Genomic DNA, 20,670 nt, shown 5'->3' on the forward strand with positions numbered 1-20,670 from the left:
CAGTCTTCTATAACTTTACGTTGTTATCCTAACTATTTGTTTTAACTGTTTTAGTAAAATTCAAGTCCAAATCTCTCAAATTTTTCGTTTTCAAATTAGATTAAAAAGTGTATGATTTGGCGCTTTCTTAACCAGGTCTGATTAGGGTTTTTCGCAGTTGATGAAAATAGGTCCGTACGAACTGGACAATCAGTTGGTTCTGGCACCTATGGCAGGCGTAACCGACCGTCCTTTTCGAATGTTGTGCAAAGAGCTAGGCGCTGGCATGACCGTGTCGGAAATGATAGCGGCGAATCCAAAGCTACGAAATACTCGGAAAAGCCTGCTTCGCTCCGATCATAGTGGCGAAACTGGCATTCGATCAGTACAAATTGCCGGTGCAGAACCTGCCATGATGGCGGAAGCTGCAGTATATAACGTGAATCAAGGCGCCCAGATTATCGATATTAATATGGGATGTCCGGCAAAAAAAGTTTGCAATAAAGCAGCTGGATCAGCTTTAATGCGCGACCCTGGCTTAGTTGAGAACATTTTAAACGCTGTTACACGTGCCGTTTCGGTTCCAGTTACGTTGAAAATTCGTACTGGGTGGGACAGTGATAATAAAAATGGGCTAGAAATAGCTCGACTTGCAGAGCAAGCAGGCATTAAAGCGCTGGCCATACATGGTCGAACCCGAAGTTGTGGCTACAAAGGTGAAGCCGAATACGATACGATCCGCGCTATCAAGCAAAGCGTATCTATTCCTGTCATTGCCAATGGCGATGTCACATCACCAGAAAAAGCACTGAAAGTACTCCAATATACGGAGGCGGATGCAGTGATGATAGGTAGAGCAGCTCAAGGTCGTCCTTGGATATTTCGAGAAATTGATCATTTCTTGAAAACAGGACAAAGGTTAGCAGAACCAGATATAGGCGAAGTAGAAGACATTATGTTGCGACATATTAGTCATCTGCATTCGTTTTATGGGGAAGGTCAGGGAACACGCATCGCCCGGAAGCATGTTTCCTGGTATTTGAAGGAGCAGTCCGATAGCCGAGAGTTTCGCAATGCTTTTGTTCGTATTGAACAAGCAAGTGAACAGTTATTGGCTGCGAAGCAGTTCTTTCAACAACAAAAATTGAAACAGGCAAGAGTAGCATGAGCATTCTAGAAACAATGGAAACCGTACAAGCAACTGAAAGCGTAAATACCAATCCGGTAACGGAGCAACCGACTTTACGTGAAAGTGTTAATACAGCAATCAAAAACTATTTCGATTCTCTTGATGGTCAAACTCCATCAGAATTATACGATATGGTTCTAGCGGAAATTGAAGCGCCATTACTAGAGCGCGTAATGGAATACACACGAGGCAACCAAACCAAAGCAGCTATCATCTTAGGTTTGAATCGAGGAACGCTTCGTAAGAAACTTAAAATCTACGGCTTAAACTAATTTTTACTTAATGCCGACCCAGCCCACGCTGCGTCGGCTTTTTCATTTCTAGCACCCTTAAAAATCAACTTTCTTTACTCGTTCTATAAAGAGGCTTTCAATGCAAGAGTTACGACCGATCCGACGCGCTTTGATCAGTGTATCGGACAAAACTGGTGTTATCGATTTTGCAAAACAACTTTCAGATCTCGATATTGAAATTTTATCTACAGGTGGAACTGCAAAGCTATTAGCAGAAAATAATGTAAAAGTTACTGAAGTTTCCAGCTACACCGGCTTTCCCGAAATGATGGATGGGCGAATCAAAACACTGCATCCTAAAATTCACGGCGCCTTATTAGGACGCCGAGGAAAAGATGATGAAGTAATGGCTGAGCATGATATTATCGGCATCGATCTATTGTGTGTTAACTTATATCCTTTCGAGCAAACTATTTCGAAAGAAGACTGCACATTGCCTGATGCCATAGAAAATATTGATATCGGCGGACCAACCATGCTGCGAGCAGCAGCAAAAAATCATAATGATGTAACGGTTGTTGTCGATCACAACGACTACTCCAAGGTCATTAATTCGCTCAAGTCACACAATGGCGTTGATTTAAATTTACGATTTGAGCTGGCAACAAAAACTTTTGCTCACACGGCAAAATACGATGGTGCGATTGCCAATTATTTAAGCGCTCGACTGAAAAGCAAAGAAGAGCCCTGTGAGTTTCCTGAAGTCTTGTCGATGCAATTTACCAAAGCCCAAGACATGCGTTATGGCGAGAACCCACACCAGAAAGCTGCATTTTACGTTGAACAAAATGGGAGAGAAGCCAGCGTTTCAACGGCGCAGCAAATTCAAGGTAAAGAATTATCCTTTAACAATGTTGCAGACACAGATGCCGCGCTTGAGTGCGTCAAAAGTTTCCAATCCCCTGCTTGCGTCATTGTAAAACATGCAAACCCTTGTGGTGTAGCTAAAGGAAAAGACATTCTTGAAGCCTATGATAGAGCCTATCAAACGGATCCAACGTCTGCATTTGGAGGAATCATCGCTTTTAATCGAGAACTCGATAAAGCAACGGCCAGTGCAATAATTGATCGACAATTTGTAGAAGTCATTATCGCACCTAAAATATCAGACGAAGCCGCTAAAATCATTGCCGAAAAGAAAAACGTACGATTACTCGCTTGCGGCGAATGGCAATCTCAAACATCTGGACTCGACTTTAAAAGAGTCAATGGAGGTTTGCTAGTTCAAGACCGCGATACGGGCTCTATTGGTATCAATGATCTAAAAATAGTCTCCAAAAGAACGCCTACCGAACAGGAAATTCGTGACTTACTATTTACTTGGAAAGTTGCAAAGTTTGTTAAGTCAAACGCCATAGTTTATGGGAAAAATGAACAAACAATTGGTGTTGGTGCTGGTCAAATGAGCAGAGTTTATTCAGCAAAGATCGCAGGAATAAAAGCCGCTGATGAAAACCTTATTGTAAAAGGATCCGTTATGGCATCTGACGCTTTTTTCCCTTTCCGCGACGGTATCGATTCAGCAGCAGAAGCAGGCGTTACCGCTGTTATTCAACCTGGCGGCTCAATGCGCGATGAAGAGGTAATTGCAGCTGCAGATGAACACAATTTAGCGATGGTGTTCACAGGTATGCGTCATTTCCGACACTAATTTAGATATTTAACTTTTTAAAAAGGCGAATATTTGTTCGCCTTTTTTTATTTTTTTAATTCAGTTTTCGTTCAGCTAACTTCCTTAGAATGCACCTCAAGCAATCACTATTTGCGAATGTAAAATTTAATATACTTAATAAGGAAAACTGAGATGAAAAAATTATTAATCGCAACAGCGTTAACAGCAGCTTCTGTATCTGGCTTTACTGCAGAACCATCTTTCAACTTTGTTGAGGCCGGTATCGTCAAATATGATGACGGCGACTCAAAGAAAGTTTTGGGTAATTTCGAGTTTAATACAAATTTTTATGGTGTTGCTTCTTACGAGATTGAGGATGATGCTGGTGATGATTTGACAGCCATCTCAATTGGTGCAGGTTATAAAACGACCATCGGTGCAAGTACTTCTTTGTACGGACAATTAGAGTATACCGACTATTCTGTCGATACTGACTTTGGCGATTTTTCGGAAGATGGTTACAACTTATCTGCTGGTATTCGCTCAATGGTTACAAACAGCACAGAGTTATTCGGAGAAGTTACTAATGGAAATATTGACTCCTACACAGTCACAACAATAGGAATTGGTGCACGTCAAAGTTTTACAGACAATTTTGGCGCCTACGTCCGCTACGACATGACTGATCGAGATGATGACTTTTATGGTGTTGGCGTTTCATTGAAGTTCTAGTTCTTTTTCATAACCAGTAAAGGCCGCTTTAGCGGCCTTTCAACTTTATCCTTATCGCTATTCACGCTAAAATTCGCTCTTCGATTTAAGAGTGAGCATAAGCTATGAAAATCCTTGTAATCGGCGGCGGTGGCCGCGAACATGCCCTGGCATGGAAAGCAGCGCAAAATCCTGAAGTGACTACCGTATTTGTTGCTCCTGGCAATGCAGGCACAGCAACAGAATCCAAACTAAAAAATATCGCTATTCAAGCCGATGATATCCAAGGACTTTTGAAATTTGCCCAGGAAAACTCAATTACCTTGACGATCGTGGGACCAGAAGCACCACTCGTTCTAGGTGTCGTTGATAGCTTTCAAGGTGCAGGACTCAATATATTTGGGCCTACTAAAGGGGCCGCACAGCTTGAGGGCTCTAAAGCTTTCACAAAAGACTTTCTTGCTCGACACAAAATTCCAACAGCTGCTTATGGAAACTTTACCGATATCGATGAAGCAAAAGCCTACGTAAAGCAGCAAGGAACTCCCATTGTTATCAAAGCGGATGGTTTAGCCGCAGGTAAAGGAGTGATAATTGCCGAAAACGAAACCCAAGCATTTGCTGCAATTGAGGACATGCTTGAAGGAAATAAATTTGGCGATGCTGGCTCTCGAGTTGTTGTTGAAGAATTTTTGCAAGGTGAAGAAGCAAGCTTTATCGTAATGGTTGACGGTGAAAATATTCTTCCATTAGCCACATCACAAGATCACAAAGCAAGAGATAATGGAGACATAGGTCCAAACACAGGCGGAATGGGAGCTTATTCTCCAGCCCCGGTGGTTACTCAAGAAATTCACGATCGTGCAATGAAAGAAGTTATCATTCCAACTGTAAAAGGAATGGCAGAAGAAGGGCATCCCTACACAGGCTTTTTGTATGCTGGATTAATGATAGATTCTGAAGGCACTCCAAAAGTATTAGAGTTCAACTGCCGATTCGGAGATCCCGAAACACAACCCATAATGAGCAGGATGAAATCGGATTTGGTTGAACTTTGCATGTTAGCCAATCAACAAAAACTAGATACAGCAACTTGTGAATGGGACAGTAGAGCAGCTTTAGGCGTTGTCTTAGCCGCCGGAGGCTATCCAGCAGATTATGAAAAAGGCAATCCAATTTCTGGATTAGGTGACGATATTCCTGACACGAAAGTCTTTCAAGCTGGAACAAAAGAGGATGGTGAGCATATCGTAACAGCTGGCGGACGAGTACTCTGCGTTGTAGGTCTGGGAGATACAGTTACGGAAGCTCAACAAAAAGCTTATGAACGAGTCAAAACGATAACATGGGATAATGTTTATTATCGAACTGACATAGGACATCGAGCGATTGCTCGAGAACAATAGGAAAAGCTAAAGGACACTTAAGTGTCCTTTTTATTATGAAATATATAAAACGAGCTCTAATCTCTAGCCTAATTATCAGCTTACTAATGCTAATTGGTGGATACGCATTTTTCCCATCCATCGCAGCATATCTTATTGAGCAAAAGCTTCCTGATAATCTAAAGTTGATTAACTTGAAAGTTGAACGACCGAGCCTAAATCAATTAAAAATAGAAAATTTAAAATTAAAGCTTATTAAAAATCAAAGTGGAAGTATTGCATTCAACGGAATCGATATTAACTATTCACTTACTTCACTAGAGATTGTTCAAATTAACGTAAAAAACATACAGGCTGAGTTGTCAGAAATATCTGATAATGAAGAGACCGATAAAACAACTCTCGTTCCAATTTCTGAATTAAACATTCCACCAACTTTTATTGAGTCTTTTTCTCTTACTTCTACAGTAGAAAACTACCCCAAAATAAACATCAATGGTAATTTTAATTTAAGTAATCTTTCGATTGGCGCAAAAATAAACGTTGATTCTGATGACAAGACCATTGGAGCTTTCTCACTTAATAGCGAAAATAAATCTGATTTTTATGTTAATGGACAACTTATCAATCTTGATTTAACTAATCTTAAAGTGATTGAACAACTAACTAAACTACCGATATCTGATTATTCCGGAAGACTCGACGGAGAATACCAAGCTCATATTAAACAATCATTAGATGGGTTCAATATCGAAGCTATCAAATCTACTCTTCAGCTTTCAAAAGTTAATTTTAGCACTGAGAATATAAACTTTACTCAAGTAAGCGGTGAAATAATACTGAATAAAAGAGATTTCTTGAATATCGAACAATCTTCAATTCAAGGATATTTCAATTTCATTGAACCGATGCCTCTTTTAAAAAAGGAGAGAATTCATTTCAGTGGCCAAATTAAGAGTTTAAGTTTGACGAACAATGCTATATTCTCAAATATAGACATTAAGCTAGATAATGAGCAATTATTTGAACTTAAAAGTGAGATTCCCTTAAATCCATCAGTTGCATCAAAACATAAAGTTAACATTCAAATCTATAATTTAGACCAAAGTTGGTCGCCTATTTTTGAAAATATATCCTTTAATAAACTTGGTACCACGTTTGATTTTAAACTTTTGAAAGATGGTAATTGGTATATAGAGAACCTCAAGAACAACGACATTAATTTTGAAGAATTTCATTATAAAAACAAGATAATTTCTTCAGTAAAAAAAATGACTATAAGTCCTAACTGGAAACCAAGGTTTAGTTTTTCAGACATACCTTTTAAGTCTATTATCTTAGGCGCTAAAGATTTAGAACTACAAAGCTTAGACAAGAAAGCCTCTACTAAAATTGACTTGGAAAGCAAATTAATAAAGAATAAAAATACATATTTACTCAGCACATTATACAAAAGTAGTTCAGAGAGTAACTCTGTGTCAATAACAGGGAGCTTCTCAGGAATTTTTTCCACCCAGTCAGAAGATAATAGCGCGAGCCTTACATTCACAACAAAAAATGATTTGGATATTTTTAGTATCCGAGAAATACTGAAAACTTATTTACCCCAACAAATAGAAATATTGGATACTATTACTATCAATAAAGATCATATTAATATATCCCTTGATATCAGTGGTAAAATGGAAGATTTATCGGAGAGTTTTTTAGAGAATATTGAACTTAGTGGTAAACTTGAATCAAAGAGCAACACGGTTATACTGGCAGATAACGAATTTAGTAATACCAATATTGATCTAAATTGGAATAAAAGAAGCTGGCGCACTCCTTCCTTAAAAGTAAATACAACCATAAATTACCTAAAAAAAGATCTACAGCAGCATAATCTAGAGAGCAACTTATCAATTTATCCTGAAATTAAAATAGGTAGTCTTAAATACAGTTCAAACATGTTAAATGGCAAAATATTTGCTAATACTCAAGGCGAATTGACTACTATTAGCAACTTAAGTGGTTTAATAAGATTGGAGTCTATAGACTTAAGTAAAGTGTCGGAAATTATGAATGACCCAAAACTAAAGATGACAGGCATAGTTTCAGGTGAGATTCCATTTTCAAATAAAAACGGAGTATTCCACCTAAATAATGGCAAGCTCGATTCCAGCAAGGGAACGATTAATTATTTACCAGAAGGAAAAAAAATAGCCCTAACTCAGGAAAACATCTCTAATATTGCTAATATTACACTACAAAACTTTCATTTTGACTTAATGAAAATTAAACTTGACCACGGAAGCCCCTGTGAATTTGATATAAAAATTAGACTCGAAGGAAGAAATCCTGACTTGGGTAGTGATAAAAATCAGGCATTCAATATAAACTATAATCCGAAGTCCAACGTAAACTTACTTTATCTACTATTATTGGGCCAGGACAACATACAAAAACTAAACAAAGAAAAGTTATATTCAGGTTGCGTTAACAATTAGTGTTATAGTCTGCCAACTATAGCCCTTTATATTGGAGGCAAGCAATGTTAAAAACGACAATAGCGCTCTCAACTGCAGTACTCTTATGTGCATGTAATCCCACCATTCGACTTGAAGGGGGAGATAAGCCGATGGAGTTCAATGTCAATATTAAACACGAAATATTGATTAAAGTCGAAAAAGATGTCGAAGATATTCTTAGTGATGACGATTTATTTTAGGAGATGCACATGAAAATCACCTTATTTTTAAAAAAATTTATCGCAATAGCTCTTTTATCTGTTGCTTCACTACAAGCATGGGCGGCAGATCTAGATTCGGCAAAAGCTCAGGGACTCATCGGAGAAAAACCTGATGGTTATCTCGGTTTGGTTGTAAAAAATGCGCCCGATGATGTAAAAGCAATGATTAAGTCAGTTAACGAAAAGCGAAAAGCGAAATATCAAGAGGTTGCAGATCAACGGAAAATTGCTCTAAGCAAAGTGGAAGTTATCGCTGGTAAAAAAGCTTTAGAAAAAACAAAGTCAGGTCACTTTATTTATGCGGATGGTAAGTGGATTAAAAAACCTTAAAAACCGTAAAGACCTTTTTATAGATTGGGCGCCTGAATAGGCGCCTACTTAGATAAGTACACCAAAAATAATAAAAACAATTAACACCCAGAAAGCCAAACCTACAAACACCGTAAGTAAACTCTCTTCTTTCACACTGCTACTAAAAATGCGACATATCCAATAACCGGTTAGTCGAATTAAAAACTCAAAAACAACGTCCCAAAGAAAATATAAAATAAATCTAAAGGAATGGCTTACAACCTCCAATATAATCTCCATATTATATAAGCTCCTTAAATATTGCTTAAAAACAAATACTCTAATTACCCTTTCGGTTCCGTTGCTTTAAACGACTGCCGGCTTTTTAACTCAAGGCATAATTGGTTTACTTGATCACATTTCAACTTAATGTCAGAGTGACGAAAGCTCATATAGTCAACTAAACATGTTAAATTTATATGCAGTAAAGACAAATCGTTAGGCAAGCGAGAGATATTATTTTCCAAAAAACTAAATCCTCTCAATAACCCAGATTCAAATCGAGACCACCAAAAATCTGAACGCAACTTTTCTTCTTCTCGCATTTTTTCCTGTCTTAAAGCAACAGCTAAATCAAGAAGTCCTGACACATGTGAGTACAGTGTTCTAAGCGACCAACTTTGCATAATTGGTTGCCAAAGCTTTTCTTGATTAAACTCAAAGTCTAAGTATTGACAAATAACTTCACTATCATAAATTGAACTACCATCATCTAATAACATACAGGGAACTTTGCCTAATGGATTCGCTCGTAAAAATTCCTGCTCATTATTAAACGGATGTGTTTCCGATTCGATTAGTTTTGGATCTAATCCAACTTCTCTCAAAACCACTTGCGCTGTTCTGGCATAAGGAGACGCTGTTGAAATGAAAAGTTTCATATTTTTCCTTTAATTTGCGCTTATAGTTCTGCCAGCAGCCCACTGCCTTAAAGCAGCTAATGATTCTGCCATAACGACGGAAAGAGGCCTCGTATTCGTGATTTCATCAATTAATATATCTGTTGTTAAATCGCAATCTTGCCCATAGCTATGATATAAACCCGAAACAACAGCTTGTTCAATTTCAGAACCTGTAAATCCATCAGAAACTTCTGACAATTTATGCAAATCGAAATCTTCAGACTTTAACTGTCTCTTATCTAAGTGTATTGCAAATATTTCTCGCCTAGATTCACTATCAGGAAGATCAATAAAGAAAATCTCATCAAGACGACCTTTACGAATTAATTCTGGTGGCAGTCGTGAAATATCGTTTGCAGTCGACACTATAAATACTGGCTTTTGATTTTCAGCCATCCAGGTTAATAAAGTACCCAAAACACGTTGCGATGTGCCACCATCGTTATCTTGAGTGGATATTCCTTTTTCTATTTCATCAAACCATAAAACACAAGGAGCCATCAGCTCAGCCATTTTAAGAGCTTCTCTTAAATTCTTCTCTGTTTCACCATGATACTTGTTATACAAAGCACCAAAATCAAGACGTAGCAGTGGTACATTCCACATACCTGACACCGCCTTTGCCGCAAGGCTTTTACCTCCACCCTGAACACCAACAAGCATAAGTCCTTTTGGTGGATCAATTTTTATTTTTTCCCGCCGATGAAAAACAACCTCTCGCTGTTTTAACCACCTTTTCAAATTATTAAGTCCACCAACCTCAGCAAACTTAGATGTTTCATATTCGAAACTAAGTACGCCATCCATATTAAGCAATTCAAATTTTGCCTTGTTAATAGCAGGTAACTCATCTTCTGTAATAGCACCATCATCTCTAATCACATTCCTAACTAACCGACGTGCATCACTCAAAGTTAATCCCTGAAGGTTACTGATCAATCGCTCTAGCGTGCGAGAATCAGTTTTAACCTTCTTCCCATTTCTTCGCGACCAAACTAGCGCTTCTCGACGAATGAGTTTATCGAGCTGTTCTTTATTAGGGAGTGCCATATTAAATCGACTAACAAAACGCTGTATATCTTTTGGTAAGTTCAACTCGTGTGAAACAAAGACAATGGTATGCCCAAGATCGGAGTGTTTTAACGCAATTTCTTTGATTAGGCGGATAATTTGTGGAGACTCTTCAAGATAAGGATGGAAGTCACATAAAGCGTATATAGATGGTCGCGGCGCGGATAAAATATGTTTTAACATATCTTCTGGATTATGGGTATCACTTAACGGGTCTACAATATCAAATAACCCAAACCTCTTTAGACCATCAACAACATCCCATGTAAATAAAGGTTTGTTTAAATCACGGGCAATATCGGCTAATAACTGAAGTGCCCGTGTCTCTTCATGTGTTTCTATACTTATAATTGGATTTCTGGAATCAATTAATATTTCCAGGTCGTGACGATCGCCATGACTTATCATTTCTAATATTTCCCACTAATAAATTGGTTAAATTTGACCCACGTCATTTAGTTCTATAGGCAATTCGTTATGATTCGCCGTATAATCTGAGCATTCACTTGAATAATAGGCCATTATGCGACGTTACACATTCATCGACTCTCTGGTTGGCACTGCCGATAATGTATTAAGAACATTAGCGGGAGGCTATCAAACGACAAGCCGTACGTCACCTGCTCAAAAAGAACCCGAAACAACACTCAGCGACAGTGAAAAACGAAAAGTAAGCGGGTTAATGCGCATCAATCACTGTGGCGAAGTTTGTGCACAAGGCCTTTATCAAGGTCAATCATTAACTGCTAAATTGCCCGAAATAAGAAACAAAATGCAAGAAGCAGCTAAAGAGGAAAACGACCATCTCGAGTGGTGCCACCAGCGTCTTGAAGAACTCGATACACACACCAGTTATCTAAATCCTTTTTGGTACGCAAGCTCTTTAAGCCTGGGAGCTCTTGCAGGACTCGCAGGTGACAAATGGAGCCTTGGATTTGTCGTTGAAACAGAACGTCAGGTCGTAAAACACCTCGAAAGTCACCTCAAACAATTACCTGAACATGATAAGCGTTCGATCCGAATTTTAGAAGTTATGAAAGATGATGAGCAACAGCATGCAACAACCGCATTACAAGCTGGAGGAGCTGAACTTCCAAAACCGATCAAATTTGCTATGACTGTCATGTCTAAAGTCATGACCAAAACGGTTTACCACATTTAATTAAATTTATGCAGGCAGCTATTCTAACTTGAGCCTGCAATAGCAGCGGTACTAGCTGCCACACTGGCCGCTGCAGCTTGCGAAGACTGTGCTGCAGCAACAGCTGAGGCACTATTTTCACTTGCAATAATACAATGGCCATAACCCATTCCTTTTAAGGAATTCGACCATTTTTCTGTCCCTGAATCAATATCCAGACAAAATAAATGCCCACCTGAATACACAATCACATCATCGCCATCAACAGTAACATTCGTTACCGAACTGCCGCTTTTTAATTTAGTCTTCCAAACAATTTCACCAGACTTTTTGTCGATACAGATAGCGACTCCACGCATCCCCAGAAAAATTCGGTTCATGTAATAAACTCCCAGATATTTAACTTATAAATTATTCAGTGATTCCTGAGCAGCAATACCCGTGGAATTTACTTTTAAAACTTTAAATGCATATTTTAGTAACAAAGCCATACCCAATATAGATAGAGCAAGATTAAAAAAACTTGGGTACCAAATCAGCACACCGATCAAAACGACTATAATCCCCATAAAACGCCTCCTTTTCTAATACGATTACCAATTTGGCACTCGATCTCAGGTAGACGCTTCTTTTTCCATTATTCTCACTAATTCAATCAACTGTTGAACTCTGGGAAGTCGCTTTTTTATAACCTGAGGATCGTACCCCTCACAATCTTGCGTAACAGCAAGTCGCAAAAAACCTTCTATTAGGCGGAAAACTCTATCAGTCACTCTACGCTCTAGTTGAATCATCTCTTCTTCAGAAGCATCTTTCGTGATTCTAAAGCGTTGAGCGACTAACTCAGCCATTGCCTCAGGAATCCACTCCAGACCTAGGTGCAACAGCTGCGAATAAGTTTCGTGAGCTGCTTCATGATCTTGAATTTTTTCCATAAGCGGTTGAATCGTCCGCCTTAATTCCATTTGAGCTTCAGAAAATCCACTCATGGAATCTTGTCTTTTTCGAGCTTCAGAAATTAACGCCCTAAGTTTCTCGCTTGGAGTATCCGCGCCCTCCATTTCAAAAGAGGCTAAAAATTCAGCATCTTCAGGAGAGACACGGACACTCAAAGGAACTGTCCGACCGGTCATTGAATAACTCCGTATTCACTACAAGCTTGTTATATACAATTGTATACATTCGAATACACAACGTCAAGACATTTTATGTCAAATCACAAAGTGATACCTAACTTTAAATTCGCTTTACCTTAAGCGTCTTCTTTAATTTCATACTGATACTCGATCTCGACATTTCCTTTAAGCATCAATGCAACAGAGCAGTACTTCTCTAATGAAAGCTCACACGCGCGCTTCACATGTTTTTCAGAAATGTCCTTTCCAGAAATGACATAAGTTGCCATTATTTTGGTAAACACCTTAGGATCACTGGGAGCTCTCTCAGCTTCCAATAAGCAACGACACCCTGTAATTTGCTGCCGTGCTTTTTCTAAAATAATCACTACATCAATAGAAGAGCAAGCGCCTACTGACTGTAAAACAGCTTCCATTGGAGATAGGAATTCTCCGTCTCCGCTAAGATTTATACGGTGTCCACTGTCAGATTCTGCGACGAAGTTCAAATTTTTTTGCCAAGTGACTTGTGCTTTCAAAGTTTATTCTCCAAATTAAGTAAACTGTTAACTCATTAAGATAAGCTCTTGATTTATTTATATCTACACCAATACTTTGACTTTGTGCTAAAGTTAAAGATAATCTTTCCAGAGGTAGACTAATAAAGGACGTCGACTCATATGTCATTACCGAGATTTATAGCCAAAGACGAAACGATGGAATGGTTCATCTCACACTGCCATAGAAGGCGTTATCCAGCGAAAAGTACAATAATCTATCAGGGTGATAAATCTGAATCATTGTATTTTATTCTTGAGGGCTCTGTCAGTGTTGTTATTGAAGATAATGATGGACGAGAACTTGTTTTAGCTTACCTAAATGCCGGAGATTTCTTTGGAGAAATGGGCTTATTCGATGGTCAAGATATCCGCAGTGCCTGGGTAAAAGCTAAAGTCGAGAGTGAAATTGCTGAAATCAGCTATAACAAATTCCAGCAGCTCACCACAGAAAACCCTGAAATATTAATGCGACTCTCGGCCCAAATGGCAATTCGACTAAGAAACACCAGTCGAAAAGTCGGCGACTTGGCCTTTATGGACGTCACCGGACGTGTTGCACGAGCACTTCTTGATTTAAGTAAAGAGCCAGATGCAATGACCCATCCAGAAGGCATGCAAATCAAGATTACTCGACAAGAACTAGGTCGCATAGTCGGATGTTCTCGCGAAATGGTTGGGCGCGTTCTTAAAGTACTCGAAGAGCAAGAACACATTCGCGTGAAAGGGAAAACGATGGTTATATTCGGTGCTCGCTAGAGCACCGAATATGAACGTTCAAATATCTCTTAAATAGTTGCAGACTACTTCTCCAAACTTGGATAATTACTATTTAAGTACGTCACCACTTCTTCAATATTTTTTATAAACGCAGAGTTTAACTTTACACTTTTATTTTTATTAAAATAAAGAATTAATAAGGTGCTACTATAATTCCAGCTTTCAAGTTCATGACATTCCAACCTGTTTGAGATAAATAACCCTTTCTTATCGATGCCTTTCTCGGTGATATTTGTTCTTACCTGATTTAGTAAAATATCAGTAAAAACAAATGCACTAACAAACAAAACAAAGTCGATTATATAAAACTGCCTCTTTTTCGATATCTATCTCTATTTCGAAAAGCCCAGGAAAATTTATAGTCAAGGCAACAATTAGCATACAGATATAAAGCGACGAAAATACTAAATAAATAGAAACCAAATTAAAATGTAATTTCATTAGCAATCACATCCATCAGTAGGGTCAACATCATTTGGATCAATATTTGAAGTTACTCCTGCACCAAGGTTTCTAGCTAAATTTGAAGCTCCTGAATTTGCACCTACATCCAAACTATTATTTATACTTCGAGCAACTCCACTATCTAGCCAAGGTGAATTTTCAGCCCATCTTAAACCACTGTATCTAGAGACTGGACCTCCAACTGCACCACCAAGAGCCCCTGCTGTACCCGCATTAATTAAAGCACCTCCAGCAGATATCGGGTCGCCATTAGAGAGTTGCGTTGCAGCATATTGAGCAACGTTCGCTGTTGCACCTAAAGCCATAGCTCCAGCATAGCTTGTTGCTACAAATGGGGCTGCAGCTCCCGCAACAAAACCTGTACCTGCAGCAATTGCGACATTTCCCCAATCAATGCAATCACCTGTAAATAAATGTCCAACTAAATTCCCAATACCTCCAGCGAGAGCTCCAATCGCACCAGTAAAAAGAGGTAAAGGAATCCGACCATCAGGATCTATGAAATAAATAGGATTTTGTAGTCCATAAGAATAAGTATTTAAGCCTCCCGATAATCCTATCAGATCACTTTCAATGTAACGTCCTGTTTCTGGATCGTAATCACGGAAATAATTGTAATGAAGCCCAGACTCTGCATCGAAATACAGCCCCGGGAATCGAATATTATTGGTTACTATCTGGGATAAAACATTAGCCTTACCAAAAGGTGTGTATTGAGCTTCCCAAACTACAGATTTACCGGCATTGGTCATAAACTCAGATGTTCCCAAGTGAGAATTGTGATAGAAATAAGTATTCCCGCTAGAAAACTGAACTAAAGGCATACCATTAAAATAAACATACTGTTTAGTTACACCACTGTCACTTGCTTCAGCAATCAATTGTCCCGTAATATCATAAACAAAATAAGTCTTTTGGCCATTAACCTCTTTATAAACTCTTTCGCCTCTCGCGTTGTATAAATACGACGCTGTTGTTGAACCTTGAGTCATCGAACTCAGTCGATTAGCTTGATTAAATCCAAAAAACATATCCTCTTTTTGTATCATGTTGCCATTGGCATCGTATTGGAACTCACGCGTTGCATCGCCGATGGTAATATCGCTTAAAAACGATTTGTTGTTGTAACCGTAACTGAGCGTCACCCCGCTTTCGGTCTTCGACAAACAGTTCAACACTTTGTCATAAAAAAACGAACTCTCCATAAGTGCGGCTAGCCTTTTTAGGATTTCTTTTTCCTCTTCAACTAATCTCAGTTGCTTTTCTAACTCTCGAATACGACGACTATCGTATAAGCTGGCGGACTTTCCTAAATTCGGACAAGCATAGGCCTGCTGTTTATCCGATGACAAGTTGACGTAAACGGTATTTTCTTGATTGTTAAACTCGACATGTTCAAAAATCCAGGGAATGCGAATAGCAAGGATATGCTCGTAGAATGAATGTTCATCCATAGAAAGCCAAATAAAGAGAGTTTCCTGAGAGCTAATCAGACCGAGCTTTATTTTCTATCGTTCCACTAAATTCAGTGAGGATACTCATTAATTTCGAAAATATCTGAATACAATTGTAAAAGCCATCTTGATAGGAAGTGGTTAAAGGCTGACTAGAGAAGGAGGCTACTCATTATGTCCCCATATCCAAACTCATTTAACGCTCTTCATCCTCTTTAGCTTTTATATCTTGGTACTTCACATAACTACGAATAATTTCTTCATTCGCACCGACTGAATCAACAAAGTAGTCTCTTTGCCAAAAATGGTTACCCTAAAGTTTCTTCTTTCTTAAATACGGAAACTTATTAAATAACCTTATTGCTATTCGACTTTTGATGAACACCATTAAGTCTGAAACGCTCACACTCGGTGGTTGCGTACTACTAAGTGTACGTGGTCAATCTGAACGTTTAACTCGACAACATGACACCTTTTCATACTGCAATATACATAAATACTTCTATAAACCTCTTTTCCGACATTACCCTTTAAGATTTTGTATCTATATTTAGGTGTCCAAACTATGTGATACTGACAACTATAAAATACGTGCGAAGCCTGCTTGTATCAGCTCATGTTATTTACCTCTCTTCTTTTTGCTGCCAACAAAACGAAATAAGTATTTAATATGGGCACCTTTAGGGCACAGCCCCCAAGAACGATCACCACCTCCATAGGAGGTGGTTTAAGACTGACAACAAAAAAAGCCCGCTTAATGCGGGCTTTTTGCAACATCACCTAAGTAACGTTTAATAACGATAATGATCTGGCTTGTAAGGACCTTCAACAGGAACGCCAATGTAGTCAGCTTGTTCTTTTGAAAGTTCTGTTAAGTTGGCTCCAATCTTTTTCAAGTGCAATCGAGCAACTTTTTCATCAAGATGTTTTGGTAAAACATAAACTTGCTTTTCATAGTTATCGCCATTTGCCCATAACTCAATTTGTGCAATGGTTTGATTAGTGAATGAGGCAGACATAACAAAACTTGGATGCCCCGTTGCACAACCCAAATTCACCAAGCGACCTTCAGCAAGCAATATGATGCGTTTACCGTCAGGGAAAATGACATGATCAACTTGTGGTTTAATATTTTCCCACTCGTACTTTTTAAGATTTGCGACTTCAATTTCATTATCGAAGTGTCCGATATTGCAGACGATCGCTTGGTCTTTCATAGCAAGCATATGCTCTTCGGTAATCACATTAAAGTTGCCCGTTGTAGTAACGAAGATGTCGGCCATAGGAGCCATTTCTTCCATTGTTACAACTCGGAAACCTTCCATTGTTGCTTGAAGTGCGCAGATTGGATCAATTTCAGTGACAAATACTGTTGCGCCTTGTGCAGCCAATGATTGCGCGCAACCTTTACCAACGTCACCATAACCAGCAACAACTGCCATTTTACCCGCAATCATTACATCAGTAGCTCGCTTAATACCATCTAACAACGACTCACGGCAGCCGTATAAGTTATCGAACTTAGATTTAGTTACTGAATCATTTACATTGATTGCTGGGAAAGGTAAACCTTCTGGCTCTTTTTGCATTTGATAAAGGCGATTAACACCAGTCGTCGTTTCTTCGGTAACCCCTTGAATGCTTTTAGCTGCGCGTTCATAAAATTCGGGATCAATTTCTAACTGCTTTTTAATTGAAGCAAAACAAAACTTGGCTTCTTCACTGTCTGGATTGTCTAAAACAGAAATATCTTTAGCCGCTTTTCGACCTAGAACGACAGCCATCGTTGCGTCACCGCCATCATCCAGAATCATATTTGCTGTTTCGCCATTACCAAAATCAAGAATTTTATGAGTAAATTCCCAGTACTCTTCAAGGGTTTCGCCCTTATAGGCAAAAACAGGGACGCCTGTTGCCGCAATTGCAGCCGCAGCATGATCTTGTGTTGAGTATATATTACAACTTGCCCAACGCACTTCAGCACCCAATGCTGTTAAAGTTTCGATGAGAACCGCAGTTTGAATCGTCATATGCAATGAGCCAGCTATACGAGCGCCTTTAAGCGGCTTCTTGTCGCCATACTCTTCGCGCATTGCCATTAATCCAGGCATTTCCGTTTCTGCGATCTTAATTTCTTTGCGGCCCCACTCAGCCAAAGAAATGTCTTTAATATGATAGTCTTTAAAATCTGAGGTCATATCATGAACCTTCTGCTCTGCATTCGACATATTATTGTCTCTCCATTCTATTCGAATGGGCGCCCTTAGAAAGTGTGAGATCCCAACTGAGCGTGACAGAAATATTCCGCTGCAGCGCCCCTCAGTTGGGTGGAAATTTTGCTATTATATACCAGCTGCTTTGCGTAAAGCGTCTGCTTTATCCGTTTTTTCCCAAGTAAAATCGACATCTTCTCGACCGAAATGGCCATATGCGGCAGTTTTTCGGTAGATAGGACGCTTCAAATCTAACATGTCAATAATGCCTTGAGGTCGTAAATCAAAGTGTTCACGAACAAGCTCTGCCATTCGTCCTTCGTCAACTTTGTTGGTACCAAACGTGTTGATAGAAATTGAAGTTGGCTCTGCAACTCCAATTGCATAAGACACTTGAATTTCACAACGGTCGGCCAAACCAGCTGCAACAATATTTTTAGCGACATAACGTCCCGCATATGCAGCAGAGCGATCGACTTTTGAAGGATCTTTACCTGAGAAAGCTCCGCCACCATGTCGGGCCATTCCACCATATGTATCAACAATAATTTTACGACCGGTAAGTCCACAATCACCTACCGGCCCACCAATGATAAATTGCCCCGTTGGATTTATATGATACTTAGTGTCGCTATGAAGCCATTCGGCAGGAATAACCGGTTTAATAATTTCTTCCATCACGGCTTCATGAATTTGTGATTGGCTAACTTCGGGGTCGTGCTGTGTCGATAAAACGAGAGCATCTATCGCGACTGGTTTACCATTATCATAACGCATCGAAATTTGTGACTTTGCATCAGGTCTAAGCCAAGGCAAGCTTCCATTTTTGCGAACTTCAGCTTGTCGCTCAACAAGCCGATGCGAGTAATGAATAGGAGCGGGCATGAGAACTTTTGTTTCGTTCGTTGCAAACCCAAACATTAAACCTTGGTCACCAGCACCTAAATCTTTATTATCAGCTTCATCTACACCCATTGCAATATCAGCCGACTGCTTACCGATCGCATTCAAAACAGCACAGCTATCTGCGTCAAAACCAACTTTCGAACTCGTGTATCCAATGTCTCGAATAACCTCTCGAACAACATCTTCCAAATCGACATATGTCGAGGTACGCACCTCTCCAGCTATAATTGCCATGCCTGTTTTAACCATGGTCTCAACAGCAACTCTTGCGTTTGCATCGTCTTTGATGATTGCATCGAGAACGGCGTCAGAAATCTGGTCAGCCATTTTATCGGGATGGCCCTCGGAAACAGATTCTGAAGTAAATATTTGATATTCCGCCATTGGCTATAAATCCTCATGTTAATAAAAGTCCCGAACCCTCGGGATCTTCAATGATTTCAATATGATAAGAGTCTCACGCTCTTTAGCAGACTGCTAGACTTCCAAATGCGCCCAATTCTACTGTGATCCGACGCAACTTTCACCCTTTTTGTGACTACTCAACGTATCAGACTTTAATGCTTGATTCTACGTTACAAAATATCCTCTGGAACTGAATCACTAGATATTTACAAATATCTCGATTTTGACCGAATGTTTAGAAAGTGAACTAATTCACACTGCTAATCTTATCGCAAGTTTGGTCTTAATATTACAAGGGAATACCGATAAAATACGCGCCATTTATTGATTTAATGACTCACGGAATCGAACTGATGTCTAGATTACAGACACCCTCCTGTAATTTCGGTTGGCCAGCCGCAAAATTTGCTTTAATGAATGTCGACGGAACCATCTGTAATCTGCAGCGATGCCGTGGTGCAATGGGACTACTCGTAATGTTCATATGTAACGATAGTCCTTATGTGAAAGCAATTCGCCGACATTTAGTCAACGACGCTAAAGAGCTGCAGAAAATGGGAATTGGTGTGGTAGCAATTAACTCTAGCGATCCATCGCAATTTCCAGAAGAGTCATTATCGTACATGAAAACTGTCGCTAACCAATACAATTTTAGCTTTCCTTACCTCGTTGATGATACTCAGGAAGTTGCTAAACGCTATGGTGCTGTTTGCACTCCTGATTTTTTCGGATTTAACGCATGTATGGAGTTGCAATACCGGGGACGACTCGATTCGAGTGGAGAGAACGTGACACCTGATGCACCGCGAGAATTAGTCAGTGCTATGCGACAGATTGCTCTCACCGGACAAGGGCCGTGGCAGCAAAATCCATCTATCGGGAGTAGTATTAAATGGATGCAAGAATTACCAGCTTAAAACCAATCAGTTGAAACTAAGCACTTCGAAGCTCTCTAATTAACGACTCAATTTTATCAAGATCTGGAATGGTGGACTGGATAGAACCAATTTGCACTTTGGCTTTATCAGCAGCTCCTAATTCAGCACCTTCAACCATGGAAACAGAAGGTTCTGTAACATGGGTTAGTCTAGGTATACCTTGCACGACAATTCCTATGTGAGTCATGTCTTCGTGTTCATTCAAGGTATTTACTATTGCAACACGAGCTCGTTTATTTGCTTGCGCATCTGATGCGCCATTCATAACATCAAGCGACACCATCGGCAAATCTTGCCCGTGCCAATGAACTGTACCAATGTACCAATCTGGTCCTGTTTTATCGAGCTCAACATCACTAAAAGGAACAATCTCGGAAACCGTTGCATTAGGAAGAAGAATGCTTTGTTCGATGATTGGAATCATTAAGCTGTAAACTTCTGGTACCGTTGATTCTGACACTTGATTCACCTC

Annotated in this window: 22 protein-coding genes, 1 pseudogene and 1 riboswitch; of the genes and pseudogenes, 11 read left to right on the forward strand and 12 right to left on the reverse strand. The window is 39.4% G+C overall.

Going from position 1 to position 20,670, the window contains the following annotated elements:
* Positions 1-160: 160 nt before the first annotated feature.
* The 8 genes from dusB (at position 161) to FAX86_RS05340 (ending at position 8,230) form a co-directional block, all read left to right on the forward strand.
* A complete protein-coding gene (dusB, locus tag FAX86_RS05305; RefSeq protein ID WP_144392301.1) occupies positions 161-1,147 on the forward strand; it encodes a tRNA dihydrouridine synthase DusB in 987 nt (328 codons plus the stop codon).
* 14 nt (positions 1,148-1,161) lie between these two features.
* On the forward strand, positions 1,162-1,440 hold the full coding sequence (fis, locus tag FAX86_RS05310) for a DNA-binding transcriptional regulator Fis (RefSeq protein WP_210247472.1): 279 nt from the start codon (positions 1,162-1,164) through the stop codon (positions 1,438-1,440).
* 100 nt (positions 1,441-1,540) lie between these two features.
* Positions 1,541-3,112, forward strand: a complete 1,572-nt coding sequence (gene purH / locus FAX86_RS05315) for a bifunctional phosphoribosylaminoimidazolecarboxamide formyltransferase/IMP cyclohydrolase (protein ID WP_144392303.1) — start codon at positions 1,541-1,543, stop codon at positions 3,110-3,112.
* A gap of 153 nt (positions 3,113-3,265) precedes the next feature.
* Positions 3,266-3,805, forward strand: a complete 540-nt coding sequence (locus FAX86_RS05320) for a hypothetical protein (RefSeq protein WP_144392304.1) — start codon at positions 3,266-3,268, stop codon at positions 3,803-3,805.
* Positions 3,806-3,909: 104 nt separating this feature from the next.
* The gene (gene purD, locus FAX86_RS05325; protein ID WP_144392305.1) at positions 3,910-5,190 is read left to right on the forward strand and encodes a phosphoribosylamine--glycine ligase; all 1,281 of its coding nucleotides are present in this window, start codon (positions 3,910-3,912) and stop codon (positions 5,188-5,190) included.
* Positions 5,191-5,225: 35 nt separating this feature from the next.
* Positions 5,226-7,658: an intermembrane phospholipid transport protein YdbH family protein gene (locus FAX86_RS05330; RefSeq protein ID WP_144392306.1), complete on the forward strand. Its 2,433-nt coding sequence runs from the start codon at positions 5,226-5,228 to the stop codon at positions 7,656-7,658.
* A 44-nt stretch (positions 7,659-7,702) separates the two neighbouring features.
* Complete coding sequence (locus FAX86_RS05335) at positions 7,703-7,879, forward strand: YnbE family lipoprotein (protein ID WP_144392307.1); 177 nt, start codon at positions 7,703-7,705, stop codon at positions 7,877-7,879.
* A gap of 9 nt (positions 7,880-7,888) precedes the next feature.
* On the forward strand, positions 7,889-8,230 hold the full coding sequence (locus FAX86_RS05340) for a YdbL family probable chaperone protein (protein WP_144392308.1): 342 nt from the start codon (positions 7,889-7,891) through the stop codon (positions 8,228-8,230).
* Positions 8,231-8,278: 48 nt separating this feature from the next.
* Here the strand turns inward: FAX86_RS05340 and FAX86_RS05345 are convergent, their stop codons facing one another.
* From FAX86_RS05345 to FAX86_RS05355, 3 genes are read right to left on the reverse strand one after another with little or no spacing between them, the layout of a single operon-like run.
* Complete coding sequence (locus FAX86_RS05345) at positions 8,279-8,491, reverse strand: hypothetical protein (protein ID WP_144392309.1); 213 nt, start codon at positions 8,489-8,491, stop codon at positions 8,279-8,281.
* A gap of 44 nt (positions 8,492-8,535) precedes the next feature.
* A complete protein-coding gene (locus FAX86_RS05350; RefSeq protein WP_144392310.1) occupies positions 8,536-9,132 on the reverse strand; it encodes a glutathione S-transferase family protein in 597 nt (198 codons plus the stop codon).
* 9 nt (positions 9,133-9,141) lie between these two features.
* Positions 9,142-10,632, reverse strand: a complete 1,491-nt coding sequence (locus tag FAX86_RS05355; protein WP_144392311.1) for an AAA family ATPase — start codon at positions 10,630-10,632, stop codon at positions 9,142-9,144.
* A gap of 115 nt (positions 10,633-10,747) precedes the next feature.
* Here FAX86_RS05355 and coq7 point away from each other — a divergent pair, with 115 nt between their 5' ends.
* Positions 10,748-11,386 carry a 2-polyprenyl-3-methyl-6-methoxy-1,4-benzoquinone monooxygenase gene (coq7, locus tag FAX86_RS05360; protein ID WP_144392312.1) on the forward strand — a complete coding sequence of 213 codons (639 nt, stop codon included), beginning with the start codon at positions 10,748-10,750 and terminating at the stop codon, positions 11,384-11,386.
* Positions 11,387-11,409: 23 nt separating this feature from the next.
* On the opposite strand, the gene FAX86_RS05365 is transcribed toward coq7, so the two are convergent.
* The 4 genes from FAX86_RS05365 to FAX86_RS05375 form a co-directional block, all read right to left on the reverse strand.
* The gene (locus FAX86_RS05365) at positions 11,410-11,745 is read right to left on the reverse strand and encodes an outer membrane protein assembly factor BamB family protein (RefSeq protein WP_144392313.1); all 336 of its coding nucleotides are present in this window, start codon (positions 11,743-11,745) and stop codon (positions 11,410-11,412) included.
* Positions 11,746-11,769: 24 nt separating this feature from the next.
* Positions 11,770-11,934 carry a hypothetical protein gene (locus tag FAX86_RS22160; RefSeq protein ID WP_164503470.1) on the reverse strand — a complete coding sequence of 55 codons (165 nt, stop codon included), beginning with the start codon at positions 11,932-11,934 and terminating at the stop codon, positions 11,770-11,772.
* 45 nt (positions 11,935-11,979) lie between these two features.
* Positions 11,980-12,498 (reverse strand): hypothetical protein, encoded by a 519-nt coding sequence (locus FAX86_RS05370; RefSeq protein WP_144392314.1) that lies wholly within the window; start codon positions 12,496-12,498, stop codon positions 11,980-11,982.
* Positions 12,499-12,617: 119 nt separating this feature from the next.
* Positions 12,618-13,019: an OsmC family protein gene (locus tag FAX86_RS05375; protein WP_144392315.1), complete on the reverse strand. Its 402-nt coding sequence runs from the start codon at positions 13,017-13,019 to the stop codon at positions 12,618-12,620.
* A 141-nt stretch (positions 13,020-13,160) separates the two neighbouring features.
* On the opposite strand from FAX86_RS05375, the gene crp reads away from it, so the two are divergent.
* Positions 13,161-13,796 (forward strand): cAMP-activated global transcriptional regulator CRP, encoded by a 636-nt coding sequence (gene crp / locus FAX86_RS05380; RefSeq protein ID WP_144392316.1) that lies wholly within the window; start codon positions 13,161-13,163, stop codon positions 13,794-13,796.
* 461 nt (positions 13,797-14,257) lie between these two features.
* Here the strand turns inward: crp and FAX86_RS05385 are convergent, their stop codons facing one another.
* The 4 genes and pseudogenes from FAX86_RS05385 to metK form a co-directional block, all read right to left on the reverse strand.
* Positions 14,258-15,736: an RHS repeat-associated core domain-containing protein gene (locus FAX86_RS05385; protein WP_144392317.1), complete on the reverse strand. Its 1,479-nt coding sequence runs from the start codon at positions 15,734-15,736 to the stop codon at positions 14,258-14,260.
* 196 nt (positions 15,737-15,932) lie between these two features.
* A pseudogene (gene tnpA, locus FAX86_RS05390) lies at positions 15,933-16,303 on the reverse strand (IS200/IS605 family transposase).
* Between the two features lie 224 nt (positions 16,304-16,527).
* Positions 16,528-17,964, reverse strand: a complete 1,437-nt coding sequence (gene ahcY / locus FAX86_RS05395; RefSeq protein ID WP_246128501.1) for an adenosylhomocysteinase — start codon at positions 17,962-17,964, stop codon at positions 16,528-16,530.
* 20 nt (positions 17,965-17,984) lie between these two features.
* Positions 17,985-18,063: riboswitch (S-adenosyl-L-homocysteine riboswitch) on the reverse strand.
* A 15-nt stretch (positions 18,064-18,078) separates the two neighbouring features.
* A complete protein-coding gene (metK, locus tag FAX86_RS05400; protein ID WP_144392318.1) occupies positions 18,079-19,239 on the reverse strand; it encodes a methionine adenosyltransferase in 1,161 nt (386 codons plus the stop codon).
* A gap of 374 nt (positions 19,240-19,613) precedes the next feature.
* On the opposite strand from metK, the gene FAX86_RS05405 reads away from it, so the two are divergent.
* Complete coding sequence (locus tag FAX86_RS05405; protein ID WP_144392319.1) at positions 19,614-20,177, forward strand: thioredoxin family protein; 564 nt, start codon at positions 19,614-19,616, stop codon at positions 20,175-20,177.
* A gap of 16 nt (positions 20,178-20,193) precedes the next feature.
* Here FAX86_RS05405 and FAX86_RS05410 read toward each other — a convergent pair whose 3' ends face one another.
* The gene (locus tag FAX86_RS05410; RefSeq protein WP_144392320.1) at positions 20,194-20,658 is read right to left on the reverse strand and encodes a chemotaxis protein CheW; all 465 of its coding nucleotides are present in this window, start codon (positions 20,656-20,658) and stop codon (positions 20,194-20,196) included.
* Positions 20,659-20,670: the final 12 nt, after the last annotated feature.

Origin of the sequence: Pleionea sediminis (genome assembly GCF_007570825.1) — a bacterium.
GTDB classification, from domain to species: domain Bacteria; phylum Pseudomonadota; class Gammaproteobacteria; order Enterobacterales; family Kangiellaceae; genus Pleionea; species Pleionea sediminis.